18 protein-coding genes are annotated in these 20,641 nt (G+C 71.4%); 12 read left to right on the forward strand and 6 right to left on the reverse strand.

The genetic code is table 11. The features are described 5' to 3' along the window. Window positions 1–24: 24 nt before the first annotated feature. Genes OG245_RS14275 through OG245_RS14290 form a run of 4 tightly spaced genes read left to right on the forward strand, consistent with a single transcriptional unit; the run spans window position 25 to window position 2,675 of the window. Window positions 25–441 carry a roadblock/LC7 domain-containing protein gene (locus OG245_RS14275; protein WP_007447032.1) on the forward strand — a complete coding sequence of 139 codons (417 nt, stop codon included), beginning with the start codon at window positions 25–27 and terminating at the stop codon, window positions 439–441. After that, on the forward strand, window positions 438–794 hold the full coding sequence (locus OG245_RS14280; protein ID WP_003968604.1) for a DUF742 domain-containing protein: 357 nt from the start codon (window positions 438–440) through the stop codon (window positions 792–794). The genes OG245_RS14275 and OG245_RS14280 overlap by 4 nt, the downstream gene beginning before the upstream one ends. Further along, window positions 775–1,389: an ATP/GTP-binding protein gene (locus OG245_RS14285; protein WP_371623892.1), complete on the forward strand. Its 615-nt coding sequence runs from the start codon at window positions 775–777 to the stop codon at window positions 1,387–1,389. Before OG245_RS14280 ends, OG245_RS14285 begins: the two co-directional genes overlap by 20 nt. Then, a complete protein-coding gene (locus OG245_RS14290; protein WP_371623893.1) occupies window positions 1,386–2,675 on the forward strand; it encodes a cytochrome P450 in 1,290 nt (429 codons plus the stop codon). Before OG245_RS14285 ends, OG245_RS14290 begins: the two co-directional genes overlap by 4 nt. A gap of 114 nt (window positions 2,676–2,789) precedes the next feature. Here the strand turns inward: OG245_RS14290 and OG245_RS14295 are convergent, their stop codons facing one another. The 4 genes from OG245_RS14295 to OG245_RS14310 form a co-directional block, all read right to left on the reverse strand. Then, window positions 2,790–3,941, reverse strand: a complete 1,152-nt coding sequence (locus OG245_RS14295; protein WP_371623894.1) for a cytochrome P450 — start codon at window positions 3,939–3,941, stop codon at window positions 2,790–2,792. A gap of 252 nt (window positions 3,942–4,193) precedes the next feature. Next, a complete protein-coding gene (locus tag OG245_RS14300; protein ID WP_371623895.1) occupies window positions 4,194–5,084 on the reverse strand; it encodes a cellulose-binding protein in 891 nt (296 codons plus the stop codon). A gap of 247 nt (window positions 5,085–5,331) precedes the next feature. Then, window positions 5,332–7,914 (reverse strand): SUKH-4 family immunity protein, encoded by a 2,583-nt coding sequence (locus OG245_RS14305; RefSeq protein ID WP_371623896.1) that lies wholly within the window; start codon window positions 7,912–7,914, stop codon window positions 5,332–5,334. Next, window positions 7,911–8,888 carry an SMI1/KNR4 family protein gene (locus OG245_RS14310; protein WP_371623897.1) on the reverse strand — a complete coding sequence of 326 codons (978 nt, stop codon included), beginning with the start codon at window positions 8,886–8,888 and terminating at the stop codon, window positions 7,911–7,913. Before OG245_RS14310 ends, OG245_RS14305 begins: the two co-directional genes overlap by 4 nt. Before the next feature lie 235 nt (window positions 8,889–9,123). Here OG245_RS14310 and OG245_RS14315 point away from each other — a divergent pair, with 235 nt between their 5' ends. Further along, complete coding sequence (locus OG245_RS14315) at window positions 9,124–9,648, forward strand: YwqJ-related putative deaminase (RefSeq protein WP_371623898.1); 525 nt, start codon at window positions 9,124–9,126, stop codon at window positions 9,646–9,648. Between the two features lie 10 nt (window positions 9,649–9,658). Beyond that, complete coding sequence (locus OG245_RS14320; RefSeq protein WP_371623899.1) at window positions 9,659–10,156, forward strand: SUKH-3 domain-containing protein; 498 nt, start codon at window positions 9,659–9,661, stop codon at window positions 10,154–10,156. 357 nt (window positions 10,157–10,513) lie between these two features. Here the strand turns inward: OG245_RS14320 and OG245_RS14325 are convergent, their stop codons facing one another. Beyond that, a complete protein-coding gene (locus OG245_RS14325; RefSeq protein WP_371623900.1) occupies window positions 10,514–11,836 on the reverse strand; it encodes a sensor histidine kinase in 1,323 nt (440 codons plus the stop codon). A gap of 156 nt (window positions 11,837–11,992) precedes the next feature. Here OG245_RS14325 and OG245_RS14330 point away from each other — a divergent pair, with 156 nt between their 5' ends. The 6 genes from OG245_RS14330 to OG245_RS14355 all read left to right on the forward strand — a co-directional run bounded on the left by OG245_RS14330 (window position 11,993) and on the right by OG245_RS14355 (window position 17,684). Next, complete coding sequence (locus OG245_RS14330; RefSeq protein WP_371623901.1) at window positions 11,993–12,877, forward strand: hypothetical protein; 885 nt, start codon at window positions 11,993–11,995, stop codon at window positions 12,875–12,877. A gap of 182 nt (window positions 12,878–13,059) precedes the next feature. Beyond that, window positions 13,060–14,505: a bifunctional UDP-N-acetylglucosamine diphosphorylase/glucosamine-1-phosphate N-acetyltransferase GlmU gene (gene glmU / locus OG245_RS14335; RefSeq protein ID WP_371623902.1), complete on the forward strand. Its 1,446-nt coding sequence runs from the start codon at window positions 13,060–13,062 to the stop codon at window positions 14,503–14,505. 119 nt (window positions 14,506–14,624) lie between these two features. Further along, window positions 14,625–15,602: a ribose-phosphate diphosphokinase gene (locus OG245_RS14340; RefSeq protein ID WP_015609053.1), complete on the forward strand. Its 978-nt coding sequence runs from the start codon at window positions 14,625–14,627 to the stop codon at window positions 15,600–15,602. Window positions 15,603–15,809: 207 nt separating this feature from the next. Then, window positions 15,810–16,397 (forward strand): 50S ribosomal protein L25/general stress protein Ctc, encoded by a 588-nt coding sequence (locus OG245_RS14345; protein ID WP_371623903.1) that lies wholly within the window; start codon window positions 15,810–15,812, stop codon window positions 16,395–16,397. 147 nt (window positions 16,398–16,544) lie between these two features. After that, window positions 16,545–17,138 carry an aminoacyl-tRNA hydrolase gene (pth, locus tag OG245_RS14350; protein ID WP_371623904.1) on the forward strand — a complete coding sequence of 198 codons (594 nt, stop codon included), beginning with the start codon at window positions 16,545–16,547 and terminating at the stop codon, window positions 17,136–17,138. Window positions 17,139–17,213: 75 nt separating this feature from the next. Continuing rightward, window positions 17,214–17,684 (forward strand): hypothetical protein, encoded by a 471-nt coding sequence (locus OG245_RS14355; protein WP_371623905.1) that lies wholly within the window; start codon window positions 17,214–17,216, stop codon window positions 17,682–17,684. Window positions 17,685–17,738: 54 nt separating this feature from the next. Here OG245_RS14355 and ppc read toward each other — a convergent pair whose 3' ends face one another. Continuing rightward, entirely contained in the window at window positions 17,739–20,468 is a 2,730-nt protein-coding gene (ppc, locus tag OG245_RS14360; protein WP_371623906.1) for a phosphoenolpyruvate carboxylase, read from the reverse strand. Window positions 20,469–20,641: the final 173 nt, after the last annotated feature.

The following is a 20,641-nucleotide window of genomic DNA, read 5'->3' on the forward strand; positions in this document are numbered from 1 at the left end:
GGCGCCGCGGTCCCGTCACTCATCATGCAGACCACAGACAACAGCCTCACCTGGCTCCTGCAGAGGCTCCTCGAGCAGACCCCCGGCACCCGGCACGCCCTGGCCCTGTCACGTGACGGGCTCAAGCTCTGCTGGACCGAGCACCTCACCCTCGACCAGGCCGATCAACTGGCGGCCATCTGCTCGGGCATGCAGGCGCTCGCGCAGGGCGCCTCCATCGAGTTCGGCGACAGCACCGGAGGCGTCCGGCACTCGATGACCGAGTTCCACGGCGGTCTGCTCTTCATCGTCGAAGCCGGTGAGGGCGCGCATCTGGCCGTCGTCGCCACGGAGGAGGCCGACCCCAGCGTGGTGGGCCACCAGATGACGGAGATGGTCGAGCAGATCGGCGAGCACCTGCGCGCCGCACCACGCGGCGAGGTGCCGAGGAGCGCGTCATGACCCTTCGCCCCGTCGACACGGGAGCCCCCGACCGGCTCTACACGGTCACCGGCGGACGCAGCCGCTCCGCGGACTCCTTCGATCTGGTGACCCTCGTGGTCAGCGAGTGCCGGCCCACCGCCGGAATGCAGTCGGAGCACGCGCGGATCCTCGACCTGTGCCGCCACCCGACCGCCGTCGTCGAGATCGCCGCCGAACTCTCGCTTCCCGTCACCGTGGTGCGCATCCTGCTCGACGACCTCCACGACATGGGCCGTATCACCGCCCGCCACCCCCGCACCGCCGCCTCACCCAGCGCGCTCCCCGACTCCGACCTGCTGAAGGAGGTGCTGCATGGGCTCCGCAAGCTATGAGCTGCCGGCACAGCGCACACCGCTGGCCGACGCCGCGGAAACCGGCCTGAAGATAGTCGTCGTCGGAGGATTCGGCGTCGGGAAGACCACCCTCGTCCACTCGGTGAGCGAGATCCGGCCGCTGAACACCGAAGAGGTGATGACGCAGGCGGGCGTCGGGGTCGACGAGACGGACGGCGTCGACGCCAAGACGACCACCACGGTCGCCTTCGACTTCGGACGCATCAGCCTCAACGAGCGCATCGTGCTCTACCTGTTCGGCGCACCGGGCCAGGAACGCTTCTGGTTCCTGTGGGACCGGCTGTTCTCCGGCACGCTCGGCGCCGTGGTCCTCGTGGACACCCGCCGGATGGACGACTCGTGGTACGCGATCGACCGGCTGGAGCACCACGGCACACCGTTCGTGGTGGCGGTCAACCGCTTCGACGACGACCTCGCCCACTCCCTCGACGAGATCCGTCAGGCCCTGGCACTGCCCGAGCACATCCCGATGATCGACTGCGACGCCCGGGTCCGGCGGTCCAGCAAGAACGTCCTGATCACGCTCGTCGACCATCTGCGCACGATGGCCATCGCCCGGGAGACGACACCATGAGCACCTCCAGCCCCTCCAGCCCCTCCTTCAACCCCCAGGCCCCCTCCGGCTGCCCGGTGGGCGCCGGTGCCGGTGCCGGTGCCGGCCCGGTGCGCCTTTCCGGAGCCTCCTACCAGCAGACGCCCACGGAGCTCTACCGTTCGCTGCGGCGGGATCACGGGGCGGTGGCGCCGGTGCTGCTGGACGGTGACGTTCCGGCCTGGCTGGTCCTCGGCTACGCCGAACTGTCCTACGTCACCACGCACGACGAGCTGTTCGCGAGGGACTCGCGCCGCTGGAACCAGTGGGATTCCATCCCCCCGGACTGGCCGCTGATGCCGTTCGTCGGCTACCAGCCGTCGGTGCTCTTCACCGAGGGCGACGAGCACCGGCGCAGGGCCGGCGTCATCACCGAAGCGCTCGAAGGCATCGACCAGTTCGAGTTGGCGCGCGACTGCCGCCGCATCGCCGACCGGCTCATCGCGGACTTCGCCGGAAGCGGCCGGACGGAGCTGATGAGCAGTTACGTCCACGCCCTGCCGATGCGGGCCGTGGTCCAGATGTGCGGCATGCCGGTGTCGGGCTCCGACACCCAGCAGTTGGTGGACGACCTGCGCATCTCGCTCGACGCCGGCGAGGGCGACGACCCGGTGGCGGCGTACGGACGCGTCGGCGACCGGCTGCGCCAACTGGTCAAGGACAAACGGGCGGCGCCCGGCACCGACGTCACCTCCCGCATGGTGACGCACGGGGCGGGCCTCACGGACGAGGAGATCGTCCAGGACCTGATCTCGGTGATCGCCGCCGCCCAGCAGCCCACCGCGAACTGGATCTGCAACACGCTGCGGCTGCTCCTGACCGACGAACGCTTCGCGCTGAACGTCTCCGGCGGGCGGCTCAGCGTCGGCGAGGCGCTCAACGAGGTGCTGTGGCTCGACACCCCGACGCAGAACTTCATCGGCCGCTGGGCCGTACGGGACACCCAGCTCGGCGGCCGGCACATCCGGGCGGGCGACTGCCTGGTCCTCGGGCTCGCCGCGGCCAACACCGACCCGGAGATCTGGCCGGAGAGCTACGTCGGCGCCGAGAACTCCGCGCACCTCTCGTTCAGCGGCGGCGAACACCGCTGCCCCTACCCCGCACCGCTACTGGCCGACGTGATGGCCCGTACGGCGGTGGAGACGCTGCTGGAACAGCTGCCGGACCTGATGCTGGCGGTCGACCCGGCGGAGCTCTCCTGGCGTCCTTCGATCTGGATGCGCGGGCTGTCGACGCTGCCGGTCCAGTTCAGCCCGATGGCGCAGTAGCGGCCCCGCCGCCGAGCGGCACGAGCGGTACGAGTGGTACCAGCGGTACGAGCGGCCGGAGTCCGTGGTGGATCCGGCCGCCCGGGGTCGGGTCGACGCCGACGATCCGGTTCCTCAGGCGGACACCGGCGTGAAGCGGACCGGCAGGCTCTGCGGTCCTCGGGTGAAGACGCCGCGCTCGACCGGGTCGAAGCCGTCGGCCAGCCGCAGGTCCGGCATCGCGTCCAGCAACTGGCCCACCCCGATCTCCACTTCGGCCTTGGCCAGCAGGGCACCGACGCAGAAGTGCCGGCCGAGCGCGAAGGCCAGGTGGTCGGCGGCCGCCGAGAAGGCGTTCGTCGCGGTCAGGTCCTCGCGGAAGATGTCGAAGACATCGGGGTCGCGGTAGCGGTCCTCGTCACGGTTGGCGGCGCCTATCAGGCAGGTGACGGTGGAGCCCGCCGGTACGGTGCCGCCGCCGAGTGCCACCTCCGTCGCCGACTTGCGCATGATCATGTGCACCGGCGGTGTGTAGCGCAGCGTCTCGGCGAAGGCGCGGGGTATCAGGGTGCGATCGGCGCGGACCGCCTCCAGCTGCTCCGGGTGGTTGAGCAGGTTGGTGAAGATCCCGGCGATGGCCTTGTCGGTGGTCTCGCCCCCGGCGGCCAGCAGCAGACTGCAGAACGCCTTGATGTCCTCGTCGCCCATCCGGACACCGTCGACCTCCGCGGTGCACAGGGTCGACAGCAGGTCGTCGCCCGGCGCCTCCCGCCGCTTCCGGATGATCGGCAGCATGTACTCGGCGAACTCGACGCGCGTACGCTCACCGGCCCGCGCCACCTCCGGATCACCGGAGAGATTGCCGAGAAACGCGATGACGGCCGTGTACCAGCCGTGAAATCGCTCATAGTCGGACTTGTCCAGTCCGAGCATGTCGGCAATGACGTTGACGGGAAATCGGGTGGCGTAGTCGGCGACCAGATCGACGGACCCTGAATGACGGAACCCGTCGATCAATTCGCGCGAATTGCGCTCGATGACCGGCAAGAACTTGTCCCGCAGATCGCTGCCCCGGAAGGCCGGTGCGACCAGGGCCCGACGTACGGCGTGCTCACGCCCGCTGAGCTGGAGTATCGTCCGCCCGTGCACGGGCTCGATCTGCCAGTCGTAGTTCTCCGTGGTGAATTCGCCTTCTTTGTCCTTGAAGACGCGCTCGACGTCCTCGTAACGCGAGACGATGTAACTTCCGGTGGCCTCGTGCCACATCAGAGGCGTGTCCTGACGCATCAGGCGATACGCCCGATACGGATCTTTCTCGAACTCCGGTGACAAAATGTCCGGCGCTGGGACCGACATGAACACTCCCTGCTGAACGGGGAACGGAAACGTGTGAACTGAACGCTTCCATCACCTCCCGAGAACACGCGTTCGTCAAGAGTTGCCACCCGTTGCGACCTGCCGGAAACCGCTCAGCCGTCCGACGCCGACCGCGGCGACCGTGGCGAACCTGGGCATCGCGGGGACCGGCAGGGCACCCGCTCAGTCCCCCGACGCCACCCGCCCCGTCAGCGCCGCCAGCGAGCTGCGCACGTGCGCCATGTGCGCCTGGACCTCCTCGCGGCCCTCCTCGTGCTCCCGCAGGATCCGCTCCGTCTCCCGCACCACCCGCTCCTCACGGACCCGGGCCTCCGCCAGCAGCTCCGCCGCCCGCGCCTCCGCGTCCTCCTGGCCGTGCCGGGCCGCCTCCTGCGTGGCGGCGAGGTGCCGGCCCGCCTCCGCGAGCAGCGCCTCGGCCCGCTCGGTCAGCCCCGCGAACCGGACCTCCGACGCCGCGTCCCGGTCGGCCAGTTCGGCCTCGGCCGCCTTGAGGCGCTCCGCGTGCTCCTGCTCCTGGTGGGCCAGCACGCTCGCCGTACGGTCCCGGGTCGCCGCCATCGCGGAAGCGGCCGCCGCCCGTACCTCCTCGGCGTCCTGCCGGGCCGCGGCGAGCAGGCCCTCCGCCTCCCGGACCGCCCCGTCCACCCGCTCCTCGGCCGCCCCGTCCGCCGCCGCACGCACCTCGCCGGCCGCCTCGCGCGCCGCGTCCCCGGCCGCCCGGCCCGCCGCCTCCGCCGCGTCCCGCAACGCCTGGCCCGCCGCGAGGGCCCCGGCGTCCAGCGCCTCCGCCTCGCTCTCGGCCAGCGCCAGGATCCGCTGCGCCCGCTCCCCCAGCTCGGCGTAGTCCTGCACGGGCAGCGTCGCCACGGTCTCCGCCAGCCGGGCGGACTCGGCGATCAGCTCCTCCACCCGGCCCGCCAGCCGGGCGAGCTCGTCGAGCGCCGCATCCCGCTCGGCGGTCAGGGCAGCCGTCGCCCGGTCCACCTGCTCCGGACGGTAACCACGCCCCCGCACCCCGACGACGTCGTACGCGGACCCCGGTCCAGCACTCATCCCTGAAACCTCTCTCCGACCCGCCGACACGCCCTGCCACGCTCCGACACCCGTAATACGTCAAGGATGCGGCAATTGGTGCCGGAAGTCGGAATCGATCAGCCGCATTCAGGCCGGAAGCGACCGGCATCACAGATCCGGGCGAACCGGTGATCATCGGCCCGGGGCCCCGGAACACGACGAGGCGCCCGGGCCCGTCCGGGTCCGGGCGCCTCGTGGACGCTCGCCGCTCAGCCCTGCGTAGGGCTCAGATCAGGCCGTCCCACATCTGCTCCAGCAGCACCGACCACCAGCTCTCCGGCGACGCCAGCGCCGCCGGGTCCAGGGCCACCAGCTGTGCCTGGAAATCGACGGTCCAGCGCCCCGCCTGCTCCGGGTTCAACCCGAACCGCAGCCGCCACATCCTGCCCAGCAACGCCATCGACCGCACGAACTCCGGCAGCCCGGTGTTCACGAACTGCGGCGGCACCGACTGTCCGCCGGGCCCCGCCTCCACCGGCACGGCCACGATGTTCGCCGTCCCGTACTGAACACAGATCGCCCGGCCGAAGTCCGTGCCCATCACCAGATACGACCCCGCGTCCGGCGCGGCCTGCACCTGACGCTGCGCCGCCAGCTCGCCCAGCGTCGGCACCACCGGCTGCCCCGGCTGCGCCCAGAAGAACGGCCCGAAATCGGCGGGCAGCCCCGCCCACACCAGCGTGCGCGCGACGATCTCCGGCACCCCCTGACGGGACACCGCCCGCTGGTCGAACCGGAGGATGCCCTGCGGACCGAACGCCTGCGCCAGCTCCTCGGCCACCGCCTCCGGCGGCAGCGCGGGCGCGGGCGGCATCTGCGGCAGCGGAGCCCGTACCGGCGCGGGCCGCGCCGGGCCGTCCGCGACCTGGTGCAGCTCGCCCTGGTGCGTCAGCAGATGCTGCATGCCCTGCTGCCGGCTGGCGTGATCCGTGCCGTACGGGGCGACGCTGGTGATCCGCACCTGCGGCCAGGTCTCCCGGATCATCCGGGCGCAGTACCCGCCCGGCAGCTCACAGGACTCCAGCTCGGTGTGCAGCTCGATGACCTGCTGCGGCGGCACGTTCATCGCCCGCAGCTCGTGCAGCATCTGCCACTCGGGGTGCGGGGTGCCCGGCGCCGAACGCCGGATCAGCTGCTGCTCGCTGCCGTCCGGAGCCCGGAACCGCAGCACGGCCTGGTAGCCGGGGCCCACGGTCGGCCGGCCGGGGGGCTGCTGCGGATAGCCGTACGCCGCCGGCGGCGGGGTGTGCGCACCGGGCGGCGGACCGGGCGGACCCGGCGGCTGCGGTACGGGTCCGGGGGCTCCGCCGAGCGAGGCGCCCGGGGCCCCGGGCGGGCCGGGAGGACCAGGAGGGCCCACCTGTCCCGGACCCGCGAACATCGTCTCCGCGTGGTGCACCCCGCCACCGGGGGGCGGCGTGGCACCGGGCGGCGGACCGGGCGGGCCGGGAGGCTGCGGCGCACCCGGAACAGCGGGCGGGCCGGGAGGCAGCGGAGCTCCCGGGGCACCGGGCGGACCCGGCGGCCTGGGCGCGCCGGCGACACCCGCACCGAGGCTGCTCCCATCGGCGAACATCGTCGCGGCATGGTGCATCCCCCCGCCCGGAGGCGGCGTGGCACCGGGCGGCGGACCGGGAGGCGCGGGAGGACCGGGAGGCGGGGTGGAACCCGGCGGCGGACCCGGCGGCGGGGTGGCGCCGGGCGGGCCGAGCTGGGACACGAGCTGCGTCGGGACGTACCCGCCCGCCGGAGCACCGGGCGCACCCGGACCCGAGGGCGGCGGCGTCGCACCGGGCGGCATCCCGGGAACCCCCGGGGCGCCGGGCGGCGGCGGGGTCGACGAACCGCCCCCGCGAGCCCCGCGCGGCGGCACGACCGCCTTGCTGGTGGCCGCGTCCGCGATGTCACCGGCCCCGCCCGGGGGGCCCTGGTCCGGCCGGAGCGCCTGCGCCACCTGCGTACGCGGCAGCTGACTGCCCCCGGACATCAGGGCCGTGGGCGCCTCCGCCGGGACGACCGGCGGCGGGGCCTCCTCGTCGTCCGTGCCCGACAGCGGCGGCGCGAACACCGTCGCGGGAAGCGGAACGGCTCCGTCGTCGGAGTCCGAGTTGGTGTCCGTACCCGCCCAGGGAGTCGACCCGGCCGGCACCCCGTCGGAGGCCGTGGGCTCGTGGGCGTCGCCGCCGGCGGCGGGCCACGACGCGGCGGACCCCCCGGCGGAAGCGGGAGAGCGCGGCGACGGCGGCGTATCCGCGACAGCGGAGGGCACGGGGCCGCGCTCGGAAACATCGGAACCAGGAGCGGACCCGGAAACGGAAACGGCAGGGGTTGGGGCTGGGGCTGGGGCTGGGGCTGGGTCAGCGGGCGCACCGGACGCGGCCGCGGCCGCCTCCTGCGACTCCCGCCGTTCAGCCCGATGATCCGGAATCCCCAGCTTGTCCGCCGCCTCCTGGAGCCACTCCGGCGGCGTCAACAGGAACGACGTCTGGTTCAGGTCCACCCGCTGCGGCGGCTCCGGAGCCGCGACCGGCGCACCGGCCGGAGTCCCGTACTCCTCCTCGTACCGCCGGATCACCTCACCCACCGGCAGTCCCGGCCACAACGTCGCCTCACCGCTGTCGCGCGCGATCACCAGCCGCTGACGGCCCCCGTCCGACACGGGGCCCTCCGCCCGGTCCTCGGCCCACACCACGAAACCCAGTTCGAACTCACGGACCCGCACCTCACGGTGCTGGTACGCGGGCACGTCACCGTTGACCCACTCGTCCGCCCGCTCCTGCGCCTGCGCGAAAGTCACCACCGCGCTCACCCCTCCACCGGGACGGCGCGCGCGAAGCCGCCGTCCACCATCAGGTTCGCCACGGTCTCCAGCTCCGGCGGATTGCCCGCCAACCGCTGGAGGAAGGCGTCGAAGTCCGCACCGCAGGGCAGCAACAGCCGCTCCACACGCTCCTGGACACTCCAACCGTCCTGGTCCCGGGCATCGTCGTACGGGCAGAACCACACCGAACCAGGGTCCTGACCGCGCACCTTCACGGCGAGAATCCCGCCCTGGACGAACGCGACGCCCAGGAAGTCCTTGGTGAAGTGGTCCCGCAGGCACTTGTTCACGTACACCAGATCGTTCATCGCGGCCTCGTCACGCACCGTGAAGAACGGCTGGTCCACCAGCAGCCCCAGCTCCGCGTCCAACGCCGCGCCCACCGGGGCCGATCCGCCCGCCGCCTTCAGGAACGAGCGGTACGCACCCGGCAGCCGGTAGCCGAGGTCCTCCTCGACGCCCTGGACCTGCTGCTCGCTCACCGCGGCCGCGCCCTTGGGCAGCCGGAAGTGCGCCGGGCGGGTCTCCTGCAACGGGCGGGTGCCACGACGGTTCTGATCCACGTCCGTGCCCGCCAGGCCGCCGTGATGACGCAGCAGCGCCTTCACCTCGACCGGCACCAGCTCCATCCGCCGACCGCCCGGCACGTGATGCCAGGTCCAGCCGTGCGGGGTCGCCACCGCGGGAATCGTGTCCCACAGGTCGTGACCGCTCGCCGCCAACGCCGCGTTCGCCGACACGTAGTCGGTGAGGCGCAGCTCGTCGATGCCGAAGCCCGGGGGCGGATCGGCGATCTCGGCGGCGGCACGCGCGTACGGCGAAAGAACCGGGTGGCCGCTCCCGTCCATCCGCACCCCTCTGGGGTGGCGGGACGCCCGGACCGGGTCCGGGAAGTTCACGACCTGCCCGGCGTAGGCGGCGTTCGGTGGCGCGGCTTGCTGCCCGAGCCGACCTGTCGTCATGGCTGTTGCCCCCTGCTGCGTCCGGTGTTCCGCACAGCCTAAGCGGTGGGGCAACAGGGGAACCCGTCCCGCCGGATCCATCACGAACGGTCACATTCGCGTGACGGTAAGGCGGCAGTCCCGCACCTTCGGGCGACACGCAGACCCGTTTCACCGCCCCAGCTTCCCCACCACCCGGCACATTTGGCAGGCTGTCCCCGCAACTCGGGGGATTGCAGGGAGGGACGTCAACACGATGCATTCCACACAAACCGTCACATCAGGCGATCCGCGCCTCAGCTGGAGCAGCACCGACACCAGCCGTACACCCCGACTGATCCACCGCCGCGACGGGATTCTCCCCGCCGTGGCCGCCGCGCTGTCCGTACGCGGCGAGACACTGACCTGCACCGCGGGCAAGGGGGACCATCCACCGGTGCTGCACCCGCTCGTCCAGGACTTCCTCGACACCCTCACCAGCGGCCAGCGGGAACGCTTCACCGGCCGCTGCCCCGAAGCCATACTGCTCTCCCGCCAGCTCACCGCCGCCGAGAGCGGGCGCTCCAAACGCGCCCAGCGGAAACCCCTGACCAACGGGGAGGCGCGCCGCGCGCTCAAGCACTCCCGGCTCACCGCCCGCCGCATCCGCGAGGACGGCGACCCCCTCCACGGCAGCTACGCACCGCCCTGCCGGTCCTGTTCCGCACTCCTGTCCCACTTCGGCGTACGCCCCGTCGACCTGACCTCCACCGGCGCCGCGACCACCGCCGAGAAGGGCTGACCGCCCAGCGATGCACGACCGCCAGCAGCACTCCTCCACCCGCTTCCCCGTCGCCGTCGACGCCGCCCTGCGCGAAGCGGGCTGGCAGCCCGGGCGCTGGGACATCCGCCAGGCCGAGGAATGGGCCGACGCACTGCGCTCCCACGCGTCCCCGGCCGGCCACCAGCACGCGGTCTTCCCGGCCGCGGTCGAGGCCTGGGCGGAGTTCGGCGGCCTCCACATCACCGCGTCCGCGCCCGGCCGGCAGATCGCGCCCGCCGCCGTGCGCATCGACCCGCTGAGCGGCCTCCACCTGGCGCGGACGCTCGGGGACCTCGGCCGCGCCCTGGAGACGGAGGTCAGCCCGCTCGGGGCGGAGGGCGAGGAGCAGGCGGTCCTGGCGATCGACGCGGAGGGCCGGGTGTACAGCATCGACCACACGGGTGACTGGTTCCTGGGCCAGGACATCGACGAGGCCCTGGCCACCCTGGTCACCGGCGCCCAACCGGCCCGCCTGACCTCAGCCTGACCCGGGCCGTTCCCCGGCCCGCCCGGCGTGCGGGGACGGCCCGGGCCACACCCAGTCCGTCCGGCGCGCGGGGACGACCCCGGCCATTTCCGGCCCGCCCGGCGCGCGAGGACGACGCCGGCCATTTTCCAGCCCGTCCGGCGTTTGAGGACGGAACCGTCGCTCGGGACGAACGGGCACCCTTGCTTACCGGCCCCGGAGGGGTCGCCGCTCCCCACCGCCAGGGTTCCGTCCTCAAACGCCGGACGGGCTGGAGTGAGCGGCCCACGCCGGACGGGCTGGAGTGGGCGGCCCACGTCGGGCCGGTTGAAAGGGGCGGCCCGGACCGACTGAAGGTGCCGCCCGAAATCATCCGTTTCAGGCGCCGCGCGAGCCATCCGGAAGCACCGCCGAAACCCGGAAGCCCCCCGCGTCCGTCGGACCGGACACGAACACGCCCCCCAGCCCCAGCACCCGCTCCCGCATCCCCACCAGCCCGTTCCCCCCGCTCGGCAGCCCCGCGTCCGCCGCCGCCGCGTCCGAAGGACCGTTCTCCACCTGCATCGCGACCTCGGCCTCCCGATGCGCGAGCCGCACCCACGTCTTCGCGCCCGCAGCATGCTTGTGCACGTTCGTCAGCGCCTCCTGCACCACCCGGTACGCCGTCTGCTCGACCTCCGGCGGATAGGGCCGCAGCTCACCGTCCACCGACAGCTCCACGACCATCCCCGCCTGCCGCGACTGCGCCACCAACGCCTCCAGCTCATGCAGCCGGGGCCCGTCCTCGGACGCGACGGCGGCGGCCGCGACGGCCGCCTGCCTCACCGACGCCAGCGGAACCCCGCCCGCGGCCGCGGGCGCGGTCAACGCGTCCCCGGTGCGCAGCACCCCGAGCATCTCGCGCAGCTCCGTCAGCGCCTGCCGGCCCATGTCCCCGACCAGCGCCGCGTTGCGCACGGCCTTCGCCGGATCCTTCGGCGCGACGGCCTGGAGGGCGGCGGCGTGGACCACCATCAGGCTCACCCGGTGGGCGACCACGTCGTGCATCTCCCGGGCGATCCGGGTCCGCTCCTCCGTACGCGCCCACTCGGCCCGCTCCTCGGCCCGGTCCGCGAGCAGCGACAGCTCCCGCTCCAGCGAATCGGCCCGCTCCCGCAGGCTCTCCATCAGACGGCGCCTGGCCCCTATGTAGAGGCCGAGCAGCACGGACGGGGCCGTGAGCCCCACCGCCATGAAGACGGACATCAGCGGGACGTACCAGTCCCCCGGCCCGAAGTCGGCCTGCTCCGCCACGCTCTGCCGCAGCCGCACCCAGGTGACGATGAACGTCCCCACCAGCGCCATCCCCGCCAGCACGACGGTGATCCGGCGCGGCACCTCGGACGCGGCCAGGGTGTAGAGGCCCACGAGGGCCATCAGGAAGCCCATCTCGGCGGGCGTCATCGCGATCGTCACGAGCACCACGACGATCGGCCACCGCCGACGCACCAGCAGCACCGAACCCGCCAGCAGCCCGAACACCACACCCACCGGCACCGGCATCCCGGTGTTCCGGGCGAACTCCACCCCCTCCAGGCCACACTCCAGCGCCGATACCAGCGCCAGTCCCACGTCCAGGGCGACACTGCGTCGCCGCTCCCACCACCAGTAGCCGCGGGTGGTCGATCCCGCCGCTTCCCGGTCTGCCCCCGTTGCGGTCATGGCATCCAGCCTACGGGCGGACGCATCTCCTTTTCGGGTGACCGGCAACAGCACGTTCCGCCTTCGAACAAGCACGAAACACACGCCGATCGCCTGAAATGGCGAATCGACCGCACTTTCGACCCGGACGTACGCATTCCGGATGACGATCACCGTATGACGGAGACCACAGGCACGTGCGCAGACTTCGAGGGCCTGCGCGAGCAGGCGGTGGCGCTGCGCCGGGAGGGGCTCAGCGTGCGCCAGATCAGGGACCGGCTGAAGGTCTTCAACAACGACATGCTCCACCGCCTCCTCCAGGGCGAACCCGCCCCCGAGTGGACGAAGCGCCCGAACGCCAAGGACGACGTCCGAGAGAGGGCCCGGGAGCTACGGCTCCAAGGTCTGACCTACGACCAGATCCAGGTCGAGCTGGGGTGCTCGAAGAGTTCGATCTCGCTGTGGGTGCGGGACCTGCCGAAGCCGAAACCACGCTTCACGGAAGAGGAACGTCTTGCCCGCATGCAGGCCGGCCTGACTGCTCTGCGCACAAGCCAGGACCAGGAGCGACAGGAAACGAAGCGCGTCGCGCGCGAGTCGGTGGGCGACCTCTCCGACCGGGAACTGTTTATCGCCGGAGTCACTCTCTACTGGGCCGAGGGCATGAAGGACAAGCCGTACAGCCGCCGGGAGAGCCTGCTCTTCATCAACAGCGACCCAAACGTGATCAAGCTCTACCTGCGCTGGCTCGACCTGCTCGGCGTCGCACGCGAACGCCTGCACGTTCGCGTCAGCATTCACGAGACCGCAGATGTGGCGGAGGCAGAGAGCTTCTGGTCGGAGCTCACAGGGGTACCTCACAGCGAGTTCATGAAGGCAACACTCAAGAAGCACACCCCGAAGACCAACCGCAAGAACACCGGCGAGGCCTACCGCGGCTGCCTCGTCATCTACGTGACCAAGAGTGCCGAGCTCTATCGTCGCGTAGAAGGTGCTTGGTACGGCATAGTGTTGGGTGCCGATCCGGCGAACCGACACGATGTCCGGTTTAGTCGGAATTGATCCCCCATGGTGTAATCAGGCAGCACTGCGAGTTTTGGTCTCGTATGTCCAGGTTCAAATCCTGGTGGGGGAGCTTCGACGCGCGGGCCCCGACCACACCGGTCGGGGCCCGCCCCCGTTTCCACCGGAAACACCCCCGGTATCCTGCGGATGACCACCACCCGAAGCCGAAGGGCACATCCGTGAGCGCAACCAGCCCGGCAGCCGTCGTCGTCCTCGCAGCGGGTGAGGGCACCCGCATGAAGTCGAAGACACCCAAGGTCCTGCACGAGATCTCCGGGCGCTCGCTCGTCGGACATGTCGTCGCCGCCGCCCGTGAGCTCGCCCCCCAGCACCTCGTCGTGGTCGTCGGCCATGCCGGCGAGCAGGTCACCGCGCACCTGAACGCCGGCACCCCCGTGCGCACCGCCTTCCAGGCCGAGCAGAACGGGACCGGGCACGCCGTCCGCATGGGCCTCGAGGAGCTGGGCGGGAGCGTCGAGGGCACCGTGATCGTCGTCTGCGGCGACACCCCCCTGCTGTCCGGCGAGACGCTCGGCGCGCTCGCCGCCACCCACGCCGCCGACGCCAACGCGGTCACCGTCCTGAGCGCCGAGGTCCCCGACTCCACCGGTTACGGGCGCATCGTGCGCGACCCCGCCACCGGTGCGGTCACCGAGATCGTCGAGCACAAGGACGCCACCGACGAGCAGCGGGCGATCCGGGAGATCAACTCCGGGGTGTTCGCGTTCGACGGGCGGCTGTTGGGCGACGCGCTGGGCAAGGTGCGCACCGACAACAGCCAGGGCGAGGAGTACCTCACCGACGTGCTGTCCATCCTGCGTGAGGCCGGGCACCGGGTCGGGGCGTCCGTGGCGGGCGACCACCGCGAGATCCTCGGCATCAACAACCGGCTCCAGCTGGCCGAGGCGCGCCGGCTGCTGAACGAGCGGCTGCTGGAGCGGGCGATGCTCGCGGGCGTGACCGTGGTGGACCCGTCGTCCACGCTGATCGACGCGACGGTGACGTACGAGCGGGACGCGGTCGTGCACCCGGGGACCCAGCTGCTGGGGACCACGCACCTCGCGGAGGACAGCGAGGTGGGGCCGAACTCGCGGATCGAGAGCACCGTCGTCGGGGCCGGGGCCCGGGTGGACAACTCCGTGACGCTCTCGGCGGAGATCGGGGCGGGTGCGCTGGTCGGCCCGTACGCCTATCTGCGGCCGGGCACGCGGCTGGGGACGAAGGCCAAGGCCGGTACGTACGTGGAGATGAAGAACGCGACGATCGGGGAAGGGACCAAGGTCCCGCATCTGAGCTACGTCGGTGACGCGACGATCGGCGACCACACCAACATCGGTGCGGCGAGCGTCTTCGTGAACTACGACGGCGTCGCCAAGCACCACACGACGATCGGCTCCCACTGCCGTACCGGTTCGGACAATATGTTTGTGGCGCCCGTCACGGTCGGGGACGGGGTCTACACCGCCGCCGGGTCGGTCATCACCAAGGACGTGCCCGCCGGTTCGCTGGCCGTGGCGCGGGGCCAGCAGCGGAATATCGAGGGTTGGGTCGCCCGGAAGCGGCCGGGCAGCGCCGCCGCGCAGGCCGCTCAGGCGTCGTCGCAGGAGACCGACGGGCAAAGCTGACCGGAAACAGGTGCGCCGGTGACGGCGTACCGTGATAGATGCTCACCCATTTCGGCTGGCTCGTTGCACATCGGGACCTATGCGTGCAGCGCCAGATACACGTCTGAGGAGACTGTGCTGTGACCGGGATCAAGACGACCGGCGAGAAGAAACTGATGCTCTTCTCCGGCCGCGCCCACCCCGAGCTTGCCGAGGAGGTCGCCCATCAGCTGGGAGTCGGTCTCGTGCCGACGAAGGCCTTCGATTTCGCCAACGGTGAGATCTATGTGCGCTTCCAGGAGTCGGCACGTGGCGCGGACTGCTTCCTGATCCAGAGCCACACGGCTCCGATCAACAAGTGGATCATGGAGCAGTTGATCATGCTGGACGCGCTGAAGCGCGCTTCCGCCCGCTCCATCACGGTGATCGTGCCGTTCTACGGCTATGCCCGCCAGGACAAGAAGCACCGCGGCCGCGAGCCGATCTCGGCGCGCATGGTGGCGGATCTGATGGCGACGGCGGGTGCGGACCGCATCCTCACCGTCGATCTGCACACGGACCAGATCCAGGGCTTCTTCGACGGCCCGGTGGACCACCTGTTCGCGCTGCCGATCCTGGCGGACTACGTGGGCGCGAAGGTCGACCGTTCCAAGCTGACGATCGTGTCGCCGGACGCGGGCCGGGTACGGGTCGCCGACCGCTGGTGCGACCGGCTGGACGCGCCGCTGGCGATCGTGCACAAGCGTCGCGACAAGGACGTGCCGAACCAGGTCTCGGTCCACGAGGTCGTGGGCAACGTCGAGGGCCGGGTCTGTGTGCTGGTCGACGACATGATCGACACCGGTGGCACGATCTGCGCCGCCGCGGACGCGCTGTTCGCGCACGGTGCGGAGGACGTCATCGTGACGGCGACGCACGGGGTGCTGTCGGGTCCGGCTGCGGACCGTCTGAAGAACTCGAAGGTGAGCGAGTTCGTGTTCACGGACACGCTGCCGACCCCGGGTGAGCTGGAGCTGGACAAGATCACGGTCCTCTCGATCGCGCCGACGATCGCGCGTGCGGTGCGTGAGGTGTTCGAGGACGGTTCGGTGACGAGCCTCTTCGAGGAGCAGGGCTGACAGCAGTGACGATCATCCTCGGGTGATCCACTTTGGGGTGCGGCCTCCCCGCCGGGTAGACTCAGCGAGTTGCTCGGCGAGGGAGGCCGTACCTGTGTGTACGGCGGTCCGTTATCGACGCGCTCTTCGTAGCAGGCCTGTCGTGGGCCGGGTGACCGTTCGTGTTCCGTCTCCCGACGGCTCACCCACCTGACGAGGAGTGCAACCATGGCTGAGATCAAGCTCGCCACCGAGGTCCGTACCGAGTTCGGCAAGGGCGCCGCCCGCCGCGTGCGTCGCGCCAACCGTGTTCCCGCGGTCGTCTACGGCCACGGCGCCGAGCCGGTCCACGTCACGCTGCCGGGCCACGCGCTTCAGCTGGCGCTGCGTACGGCCAACGTCCTGATCGGTCTGGAGATCGACGGCAAGGACGCGCTGGTCATCCCCAAGGCCGTGCAGCGTCACCCCCTCCGCAGCACCATCGAGCACGTCGACCTGCTGACCGTGAAGCGCGGCGAGAAGGTCGAGGTCGAGATCGCGGTGCACGCCGAGGGCGACCTGGCGCCGGGCGCCAACCTGCTCGAGTTCGTGCTGAACACGCTCCTCGTCGAGGCCGAGGCCACCCACATCCCCGAGTCCGTGACGGTCTCCGTCGCGGGTCTGGACGCCGGTGACTCGATCCAGGCCAAGGACATCAAGCTGCCGAAGGGCTCCGTGCTCGCCGGTGACGAGGACGCCATCGTGATCCAGGTCGTCGCCGCGCAGGCCGAGGAGCCGTCCGCGGACGAGGCCGGCGAGACCGCCTCCGAGGCCTGAGCCGTACCGCTCACCGCTCCACCTGCTTGACTGACGGGGTGGTGGTTCCCTTCCGGGAGCCGCCGCCCCGTTCGCCTGCCACCCCTGCCCTGCGTGCCACCCCTGCTGGCCCTGCCATCCCCCTGCGTGCGAGGAGACCGAGCGCCGATGTCCGACTCCACCGAACCCTGGCTCATCGTGGGCCTGGGCAATCCGGGTCCCGACTACGCGGCGAACCGGCACAACGTCGGGTTCATGGTCGCTGATCTGCTGGCGACGCGGATCGGCGGGAAGTTCAAGCGGGCGCAGAAGGCGCAGGCGCAGGTCGTGGAGGGTCGGATGGGCCCGCCGGGTCCGGCGAGCCGTCGGGTGATCCTGGTGAAGCCGATGTCGTACATGAATCTGTCGGGCGGGCCGGTGACGGCGCTGCGGGACTTCTACAAGGTGCCGACGGATCAGGTCGTGGCGGTCCATGACGAGCTGGACGTGGACTACGGCATGCTGCGGCTGAAGCTGGGCGGCGGCGACAACGGGCACAACGGGCTGAAGTCGATGACGAAGGCGATGGGTCCGGACTACCACCGGGTGCGGTTCGGGATCGGGCGGCCGCCGGGGCGGATGCAGGTCGCCGATTTCGTGCTGAAGGACTTCTCGTCGACCGAGCGCAAGGAGCTGGAGTTCCTGGTGGACCGGTCGGCGGACGCGGTGGAGTGTCTGCTGGCGGAGGGGCTGGAGCGGGCGCAGAGCGCGTACAACTCCTGACATTCCCTTCCCTGGTGGGATGTTTTTCGGCCACAGGTTGACCAGGGGTGCGGGTCTGGCCAAGGATCGGCCCCCATGAAACGGAGCTCTTCCCACCGTGCGGCGCTCGCGGGCCGTAGGGCGGCCATGGGACTGGTCGTCCTGGTGCTGCTGGTCGCGGGTGCGTGGTCGTCGTGGAACACCGCGCACCACATCGTTCTGGCCAAGGGCCGTGATCACGGCACCGTGACGGTGACGGGGTGCGGCGAGAAGACGTGCACCGGTGCGTACGAGCCGGACGCGGTGTCGCGGGAGCGCCCGCGGGTGAGCGTGGACCGGTCCGTCGCGGCGCGGGAGGGGGATCGTTTCCCTGTCGTGGTGAAGCCCGGCACCGATGCGGTGGTCCGCACGGGGTTGCCGGGCCTGCTGCACGCGTGGGTGCCGCTGGGCGGGGCGATGGTGCTGGCCGCGTTCGTGATCGGCGGCGGGCTGCGGATGTCGCGGACGGCGTGGGGTGTCGGTACGGCGGGGGCGGCCCTGCTGGTGGCGACGTTCGTCGCGCTGTAGCAGGACCGCCCCTTTCCGGCGTGCGTGTGGCCGGCCGGTGTGCCGTCCGTACGGTCAGCCGGTGTTGCGGAGTCCTGCCGCTACGCCGTTGACGGTGAGCAGCAGGGCGCGGGCGAGCAGCGGGTCGGCTTCCTCGCCGCGCTCCGCCGCCTGGCGCTGGCGGGCGAGCAGGGAGACCTGGAGGTAGGAGATCGGGTCCAGGTAGGCGTCGCGGATGGCGAAGGTCTGCTGGAGCACCGGGCTGGTGCCGAGCAGTTCGGTGGAGCCGGTGACCTTGAGGACTTCCCGTACGGTCAGCGCGTGCTCGGCCTCGATGGCGTCGAAGACGTGCTTCAGCTCGTCGGGGACGAGTGTGTCGACGTAGTGCCGGGCGATGCGCAGGTCGGTCTTGGCGAGCGTCATCTCCACGTTGGAGAGGAAGTTGCGGAAGAAGTGCCAGTGCTCGTGCATCTCGTCGAGGACGGTGTCGAGTCCGGCTTCGCGCAGGGCCTTGAGGCCGGAGCCGACGCCGAACCAGCCGGGGACGATCTGGCGGGACTGGGTCCAGCCGAAGACCCACGGGATGGCCCGGAGGCCGTCGAGCGAGACGCCGGAGCCGGGGCGACGGGAGGGCCGTGAGCCCAGGTGCAGGTCGGCGAGCTGGTCCACCGGGGTGGAGGCGAGGAAGTACGCGGGGAGGTCCGGGTCCTCGACCAGCTTGCGGTAGGCGTTGTGGGCCGCGTCGGAGACGGTGTCCATGGCCGCGTCCCAGCGGGCGAGGGCCTCGTCGGACTGGCGGGGCGCGGTGTGCAGGGCGGAGGCCTGGAGGGTGGCCGCGACGGTCAGTTCCAGGTTCTCGCGGGCGAGGGCGGGGATGAGGTACTTGTCGGAGATGACCTCGCCCTGCTCGGTCACCTTGATCTCGCCCTCCAGGGTGCCCCAGGGCTGGGCGAGGATGGCGTCGTGGGAGGGGCCGCCGCCCCGGCCGACGGTGCCGCCGCGGCCGTGGAAGAGGCGCAGGCGTACGCCGTAGCGGTGGGCGACGTCGCGGAGGCGTCGCTGGGCGCGGTGGATCTCCCACTGGGAGGTGGTGATGCCGCCGAACTTGGAGGAGTCGCTGTAGCCGAGCATGACCTCCTGGACGTCGCCGCGCAGGGAGACGAGGCGTCGGTAGGAGGGGTCGGCGAGCATCTCGTCGAGGATGACGTCGGCGGCCTTGAGCTCGTCGGTGGTCTCCAGGAGCGGGACGATACCGATCTTGGCCCAGCCGGCGTGGAGGTCGAGGAGTCCGGCCTCGCGGGCGAGGACGGCGGCGGCGAAGACGTCGTCGGCGCCCTGGCACATCGAGATGATGTAGGACTCGATGACCTCGGGGCCGAAGCGTTCGAAGGCCTGCTTGATGGTGTGGAAGACGCCGAGGGTCTTCTCGCCGGCCGCGTCGAGCGGGGCCGGGGTGGGGGCCAGCGGCCGGCGGGAGCGCAGTTCCTTGGCGAGGAGCTTCTGCCGGTAGTCGCGGGGCATGTCGGCGTAGCGCCAGGACTCCTCGCCGAGCCGGTCGAAGAGCTGGCCGAGGGCGTGGTGGTGGGCGTCGGCGTGTTCGCGTACGTCCATGGTGGCGAGCTGGAGGCCGAACGCGCCGAGGGTGCGGATGGTGCGGTCCATCCGGCCGTCGGCGAAGAGGCCGCCCTTGTGCGCGCGCAGGGAGGTCTGGATGAGCTCCAGGTCGGCGAGGAGCTCGGCGGTGCCGAGGTAGTCGCAGCCGGGGCGGTGGGGGGTGCCTTCGGCGAGGCGCTCGCGGGTGTTGACGAGCTTCTGCCGGATGCAGGTGGCCTTGAGGCGGTAGGGCTCCTCGGCGTTCAGCCGCTTGTAGCGGGGGCTGATGCCGGGGAGGCGTTCCAGGTCGGCCTGGAGGGAGGTGAGCAGTTCCTCGGTGGCTCCGGCGTAGCGGATGGAGTTGGAGAGGAGGCCGCGGAGGTGGTCGATCATCTCCAGGGCGTCGGTGATGCCGTGCTCGTGCTGGAGGATCAGGACGTCCCAGGTGACGGACGGCGTCACGTTGGGGTTGCCGTCGCGGTCGCCGCCGATCCAGGTGCCGAAGGTGAGGGGGCGGGTGCCGGCGGGCAGTTCGACGCCGACGCGGTCCAGCTCGGCGGCGAGGTCCTCCAGGACGTCGCCGACGGCGCCCGCGTGGAGTTCGTCGAGGTAGTAGATGGCGTTGCGGGCCTCGTCGGCGGGCTCCGGGCGGACGACGCGGAGTTCGTCGGTCTGCCAGATGAGGTCGATGTTCTCGGCGAGCCGGAGGTCCAGGCGGCGGCGGTCGGCCTCGATGGCCGGGGTCTCCAGGAGGGCCCCGATGCGGCGGAGCTTGTTGAGGACCGAGCGGCGGGCGGCCTCGGTGGGGTGTGCGGTGAAGACGGGGCGGACGTTGAGGTTCCTGACCGTCTCGCGGAGGTGCTCGGGGTCGGCGTCCTTGAGCCGGTCGGCGGTGCGGGCCAGCAGGCCGCCCTCGGCCGCGCGGCGGTCGCGCATCTCGTGGGCGCGGTGGACCTGCTCGGTGACGTTGGCGAGGTGGAAGTAGGTGGAGAAGGCGCGCACGAGCTGTGCCGCCGTCTCCAGGTCCGTGTCGCCGAGGAGTTCGGCGGCGGCTTCGCCGTCGGTGCGGGTCAGGGCGCGGACCCGCTCGACGAGGTCGAGGAGCTCCTGTCCCTCCTGGCGTACGAGGGTCTCGCCGAGGAGGTCGCCGAGGCGGCGGATGTCGGCGCGCAGCGCGGGGCTGGCGGCAGAGGTCTGGTCGGCACTGCTCACAGTGTGCGGCTCCTTGCAGTGAATGAGGAGGTGCGTTCGCTTCGCCGTTCCCACGTGGGTGGTGGTGGGACGGGTGGCGGATTCCGGGGACCTGCGGCTGGCAGCGGTGCTGTCGCCACGCCCCGACGAGCGGGTGCGGACCGCGCTGTCCGACCCTCTCAGGATAGGTGTCG

Origin of the sequence: Streptomyces sp. NBC_01116, from assembly GCF_041435495.1 — a bacterium.
Classification (GTDB): domain Bacteria; phylum Actinomycetota; class Actinomycetes; order Streptomycetales; family Streptomycetaceae; genus Streptomyces.

Bases quoted from the DNA above. Each gene is read 5' to 3' on its own strand.
- OG245_RS14330 (WP_371623901.1), top strand. From the start codon at position 11,993: ATGACGGAGACCACAGGCACGTGCGCAGACTTCGAGGGCCTGCGCGAG.
- OG245_RS14345 (WP_371623903.1), top strand. From the start codon at position 15,810: ATGGCTGAGATCAAGCTCGCCACCGAGGTCCGTACCGAGTTCGGCAAG.
- OG245_RS14285 (WP_371623892.1), top strand. From the start codon at position 775: ATGGGCTCCGCAAGCTATGAGCTGCCGGCACAGCGCACACCGCTGGCC.
- OG245_RS14295 (WP_371623894.1), bottom strand. From the start codon at position 3,941: ATGCGTCAGGACACGCCTCTGATGTGGCACGAGGCCACCGGAAGTTAC.
- OG245_RS14310 (WP_371623897.1), bottom strand. From the start codon at position 8,888: ATGACGACAGGTCGGCTCGGGCAGCAAGCCGCGCCACCGAACGCCGCC.
- pth (WP_371623904.1), top strand. From the start codon at position 16,545: ATGTCCGACTCCACCGAACCCTGGCTCATCGTGGGCCTGGGCAATCCG.
- OG245_RS14355 (WP_371623905.1), top strand. From the start codon at position 17,214: ATGAAACGGAGCTCTTCCCACCGTGCGGCGCTCGCGGGCCGTAGGGCG.
- OG245_RS14290 (WP_371623893.1), top strand. From the start codon at position 1,386: ATGAGCACCTCCAGCCCCTCCAGCCCCTCCTTCAACCCCCAGGCCCCC.
- OG245_RS14315 (WP_371623898.1), top strand. From the start codon at position 9,124: ATGCATTCCACACAAACCGTCACATCAGGCGATCCGCGCCTCAGCTGG.
- OG245_RS14300 (WP_371623895.1), bottom strand. From the start codon at position 5,084: ATGAGTGCTGGACCGGGGTCCGCGTACGACGTCGTCGGGGTGCGGGGG.
- OG245_RS14325 (WP_371623900.1), bottom strand. From the start codon at position 11,836: ATGACCGCAACGGGGGCAGACCGGGAAGCGGCGGGATCGACCACCCGC.
- OG245_RS14320 (WP_371623899.1), top strand. From the start codon at position 9,659: ATGCACGACCGCCAGCAGCACTCCTCCACCCGCTTCCCCGTCGCCGTC.
- OG245_RS14280 (WP_003968604.1), top strand. From the start codon at position 438: ATGACCCTTCGCCCCGTCGACACGGGAGCCCCCGACCGGCTCTACACG.
- OG245_RS14275 (WP_007447032.1), top strand. From the start codon at position 25: ATGCAGACCACAGACAACAGCCTCACCTGGCTCCTGCAGAGGCTCCTC.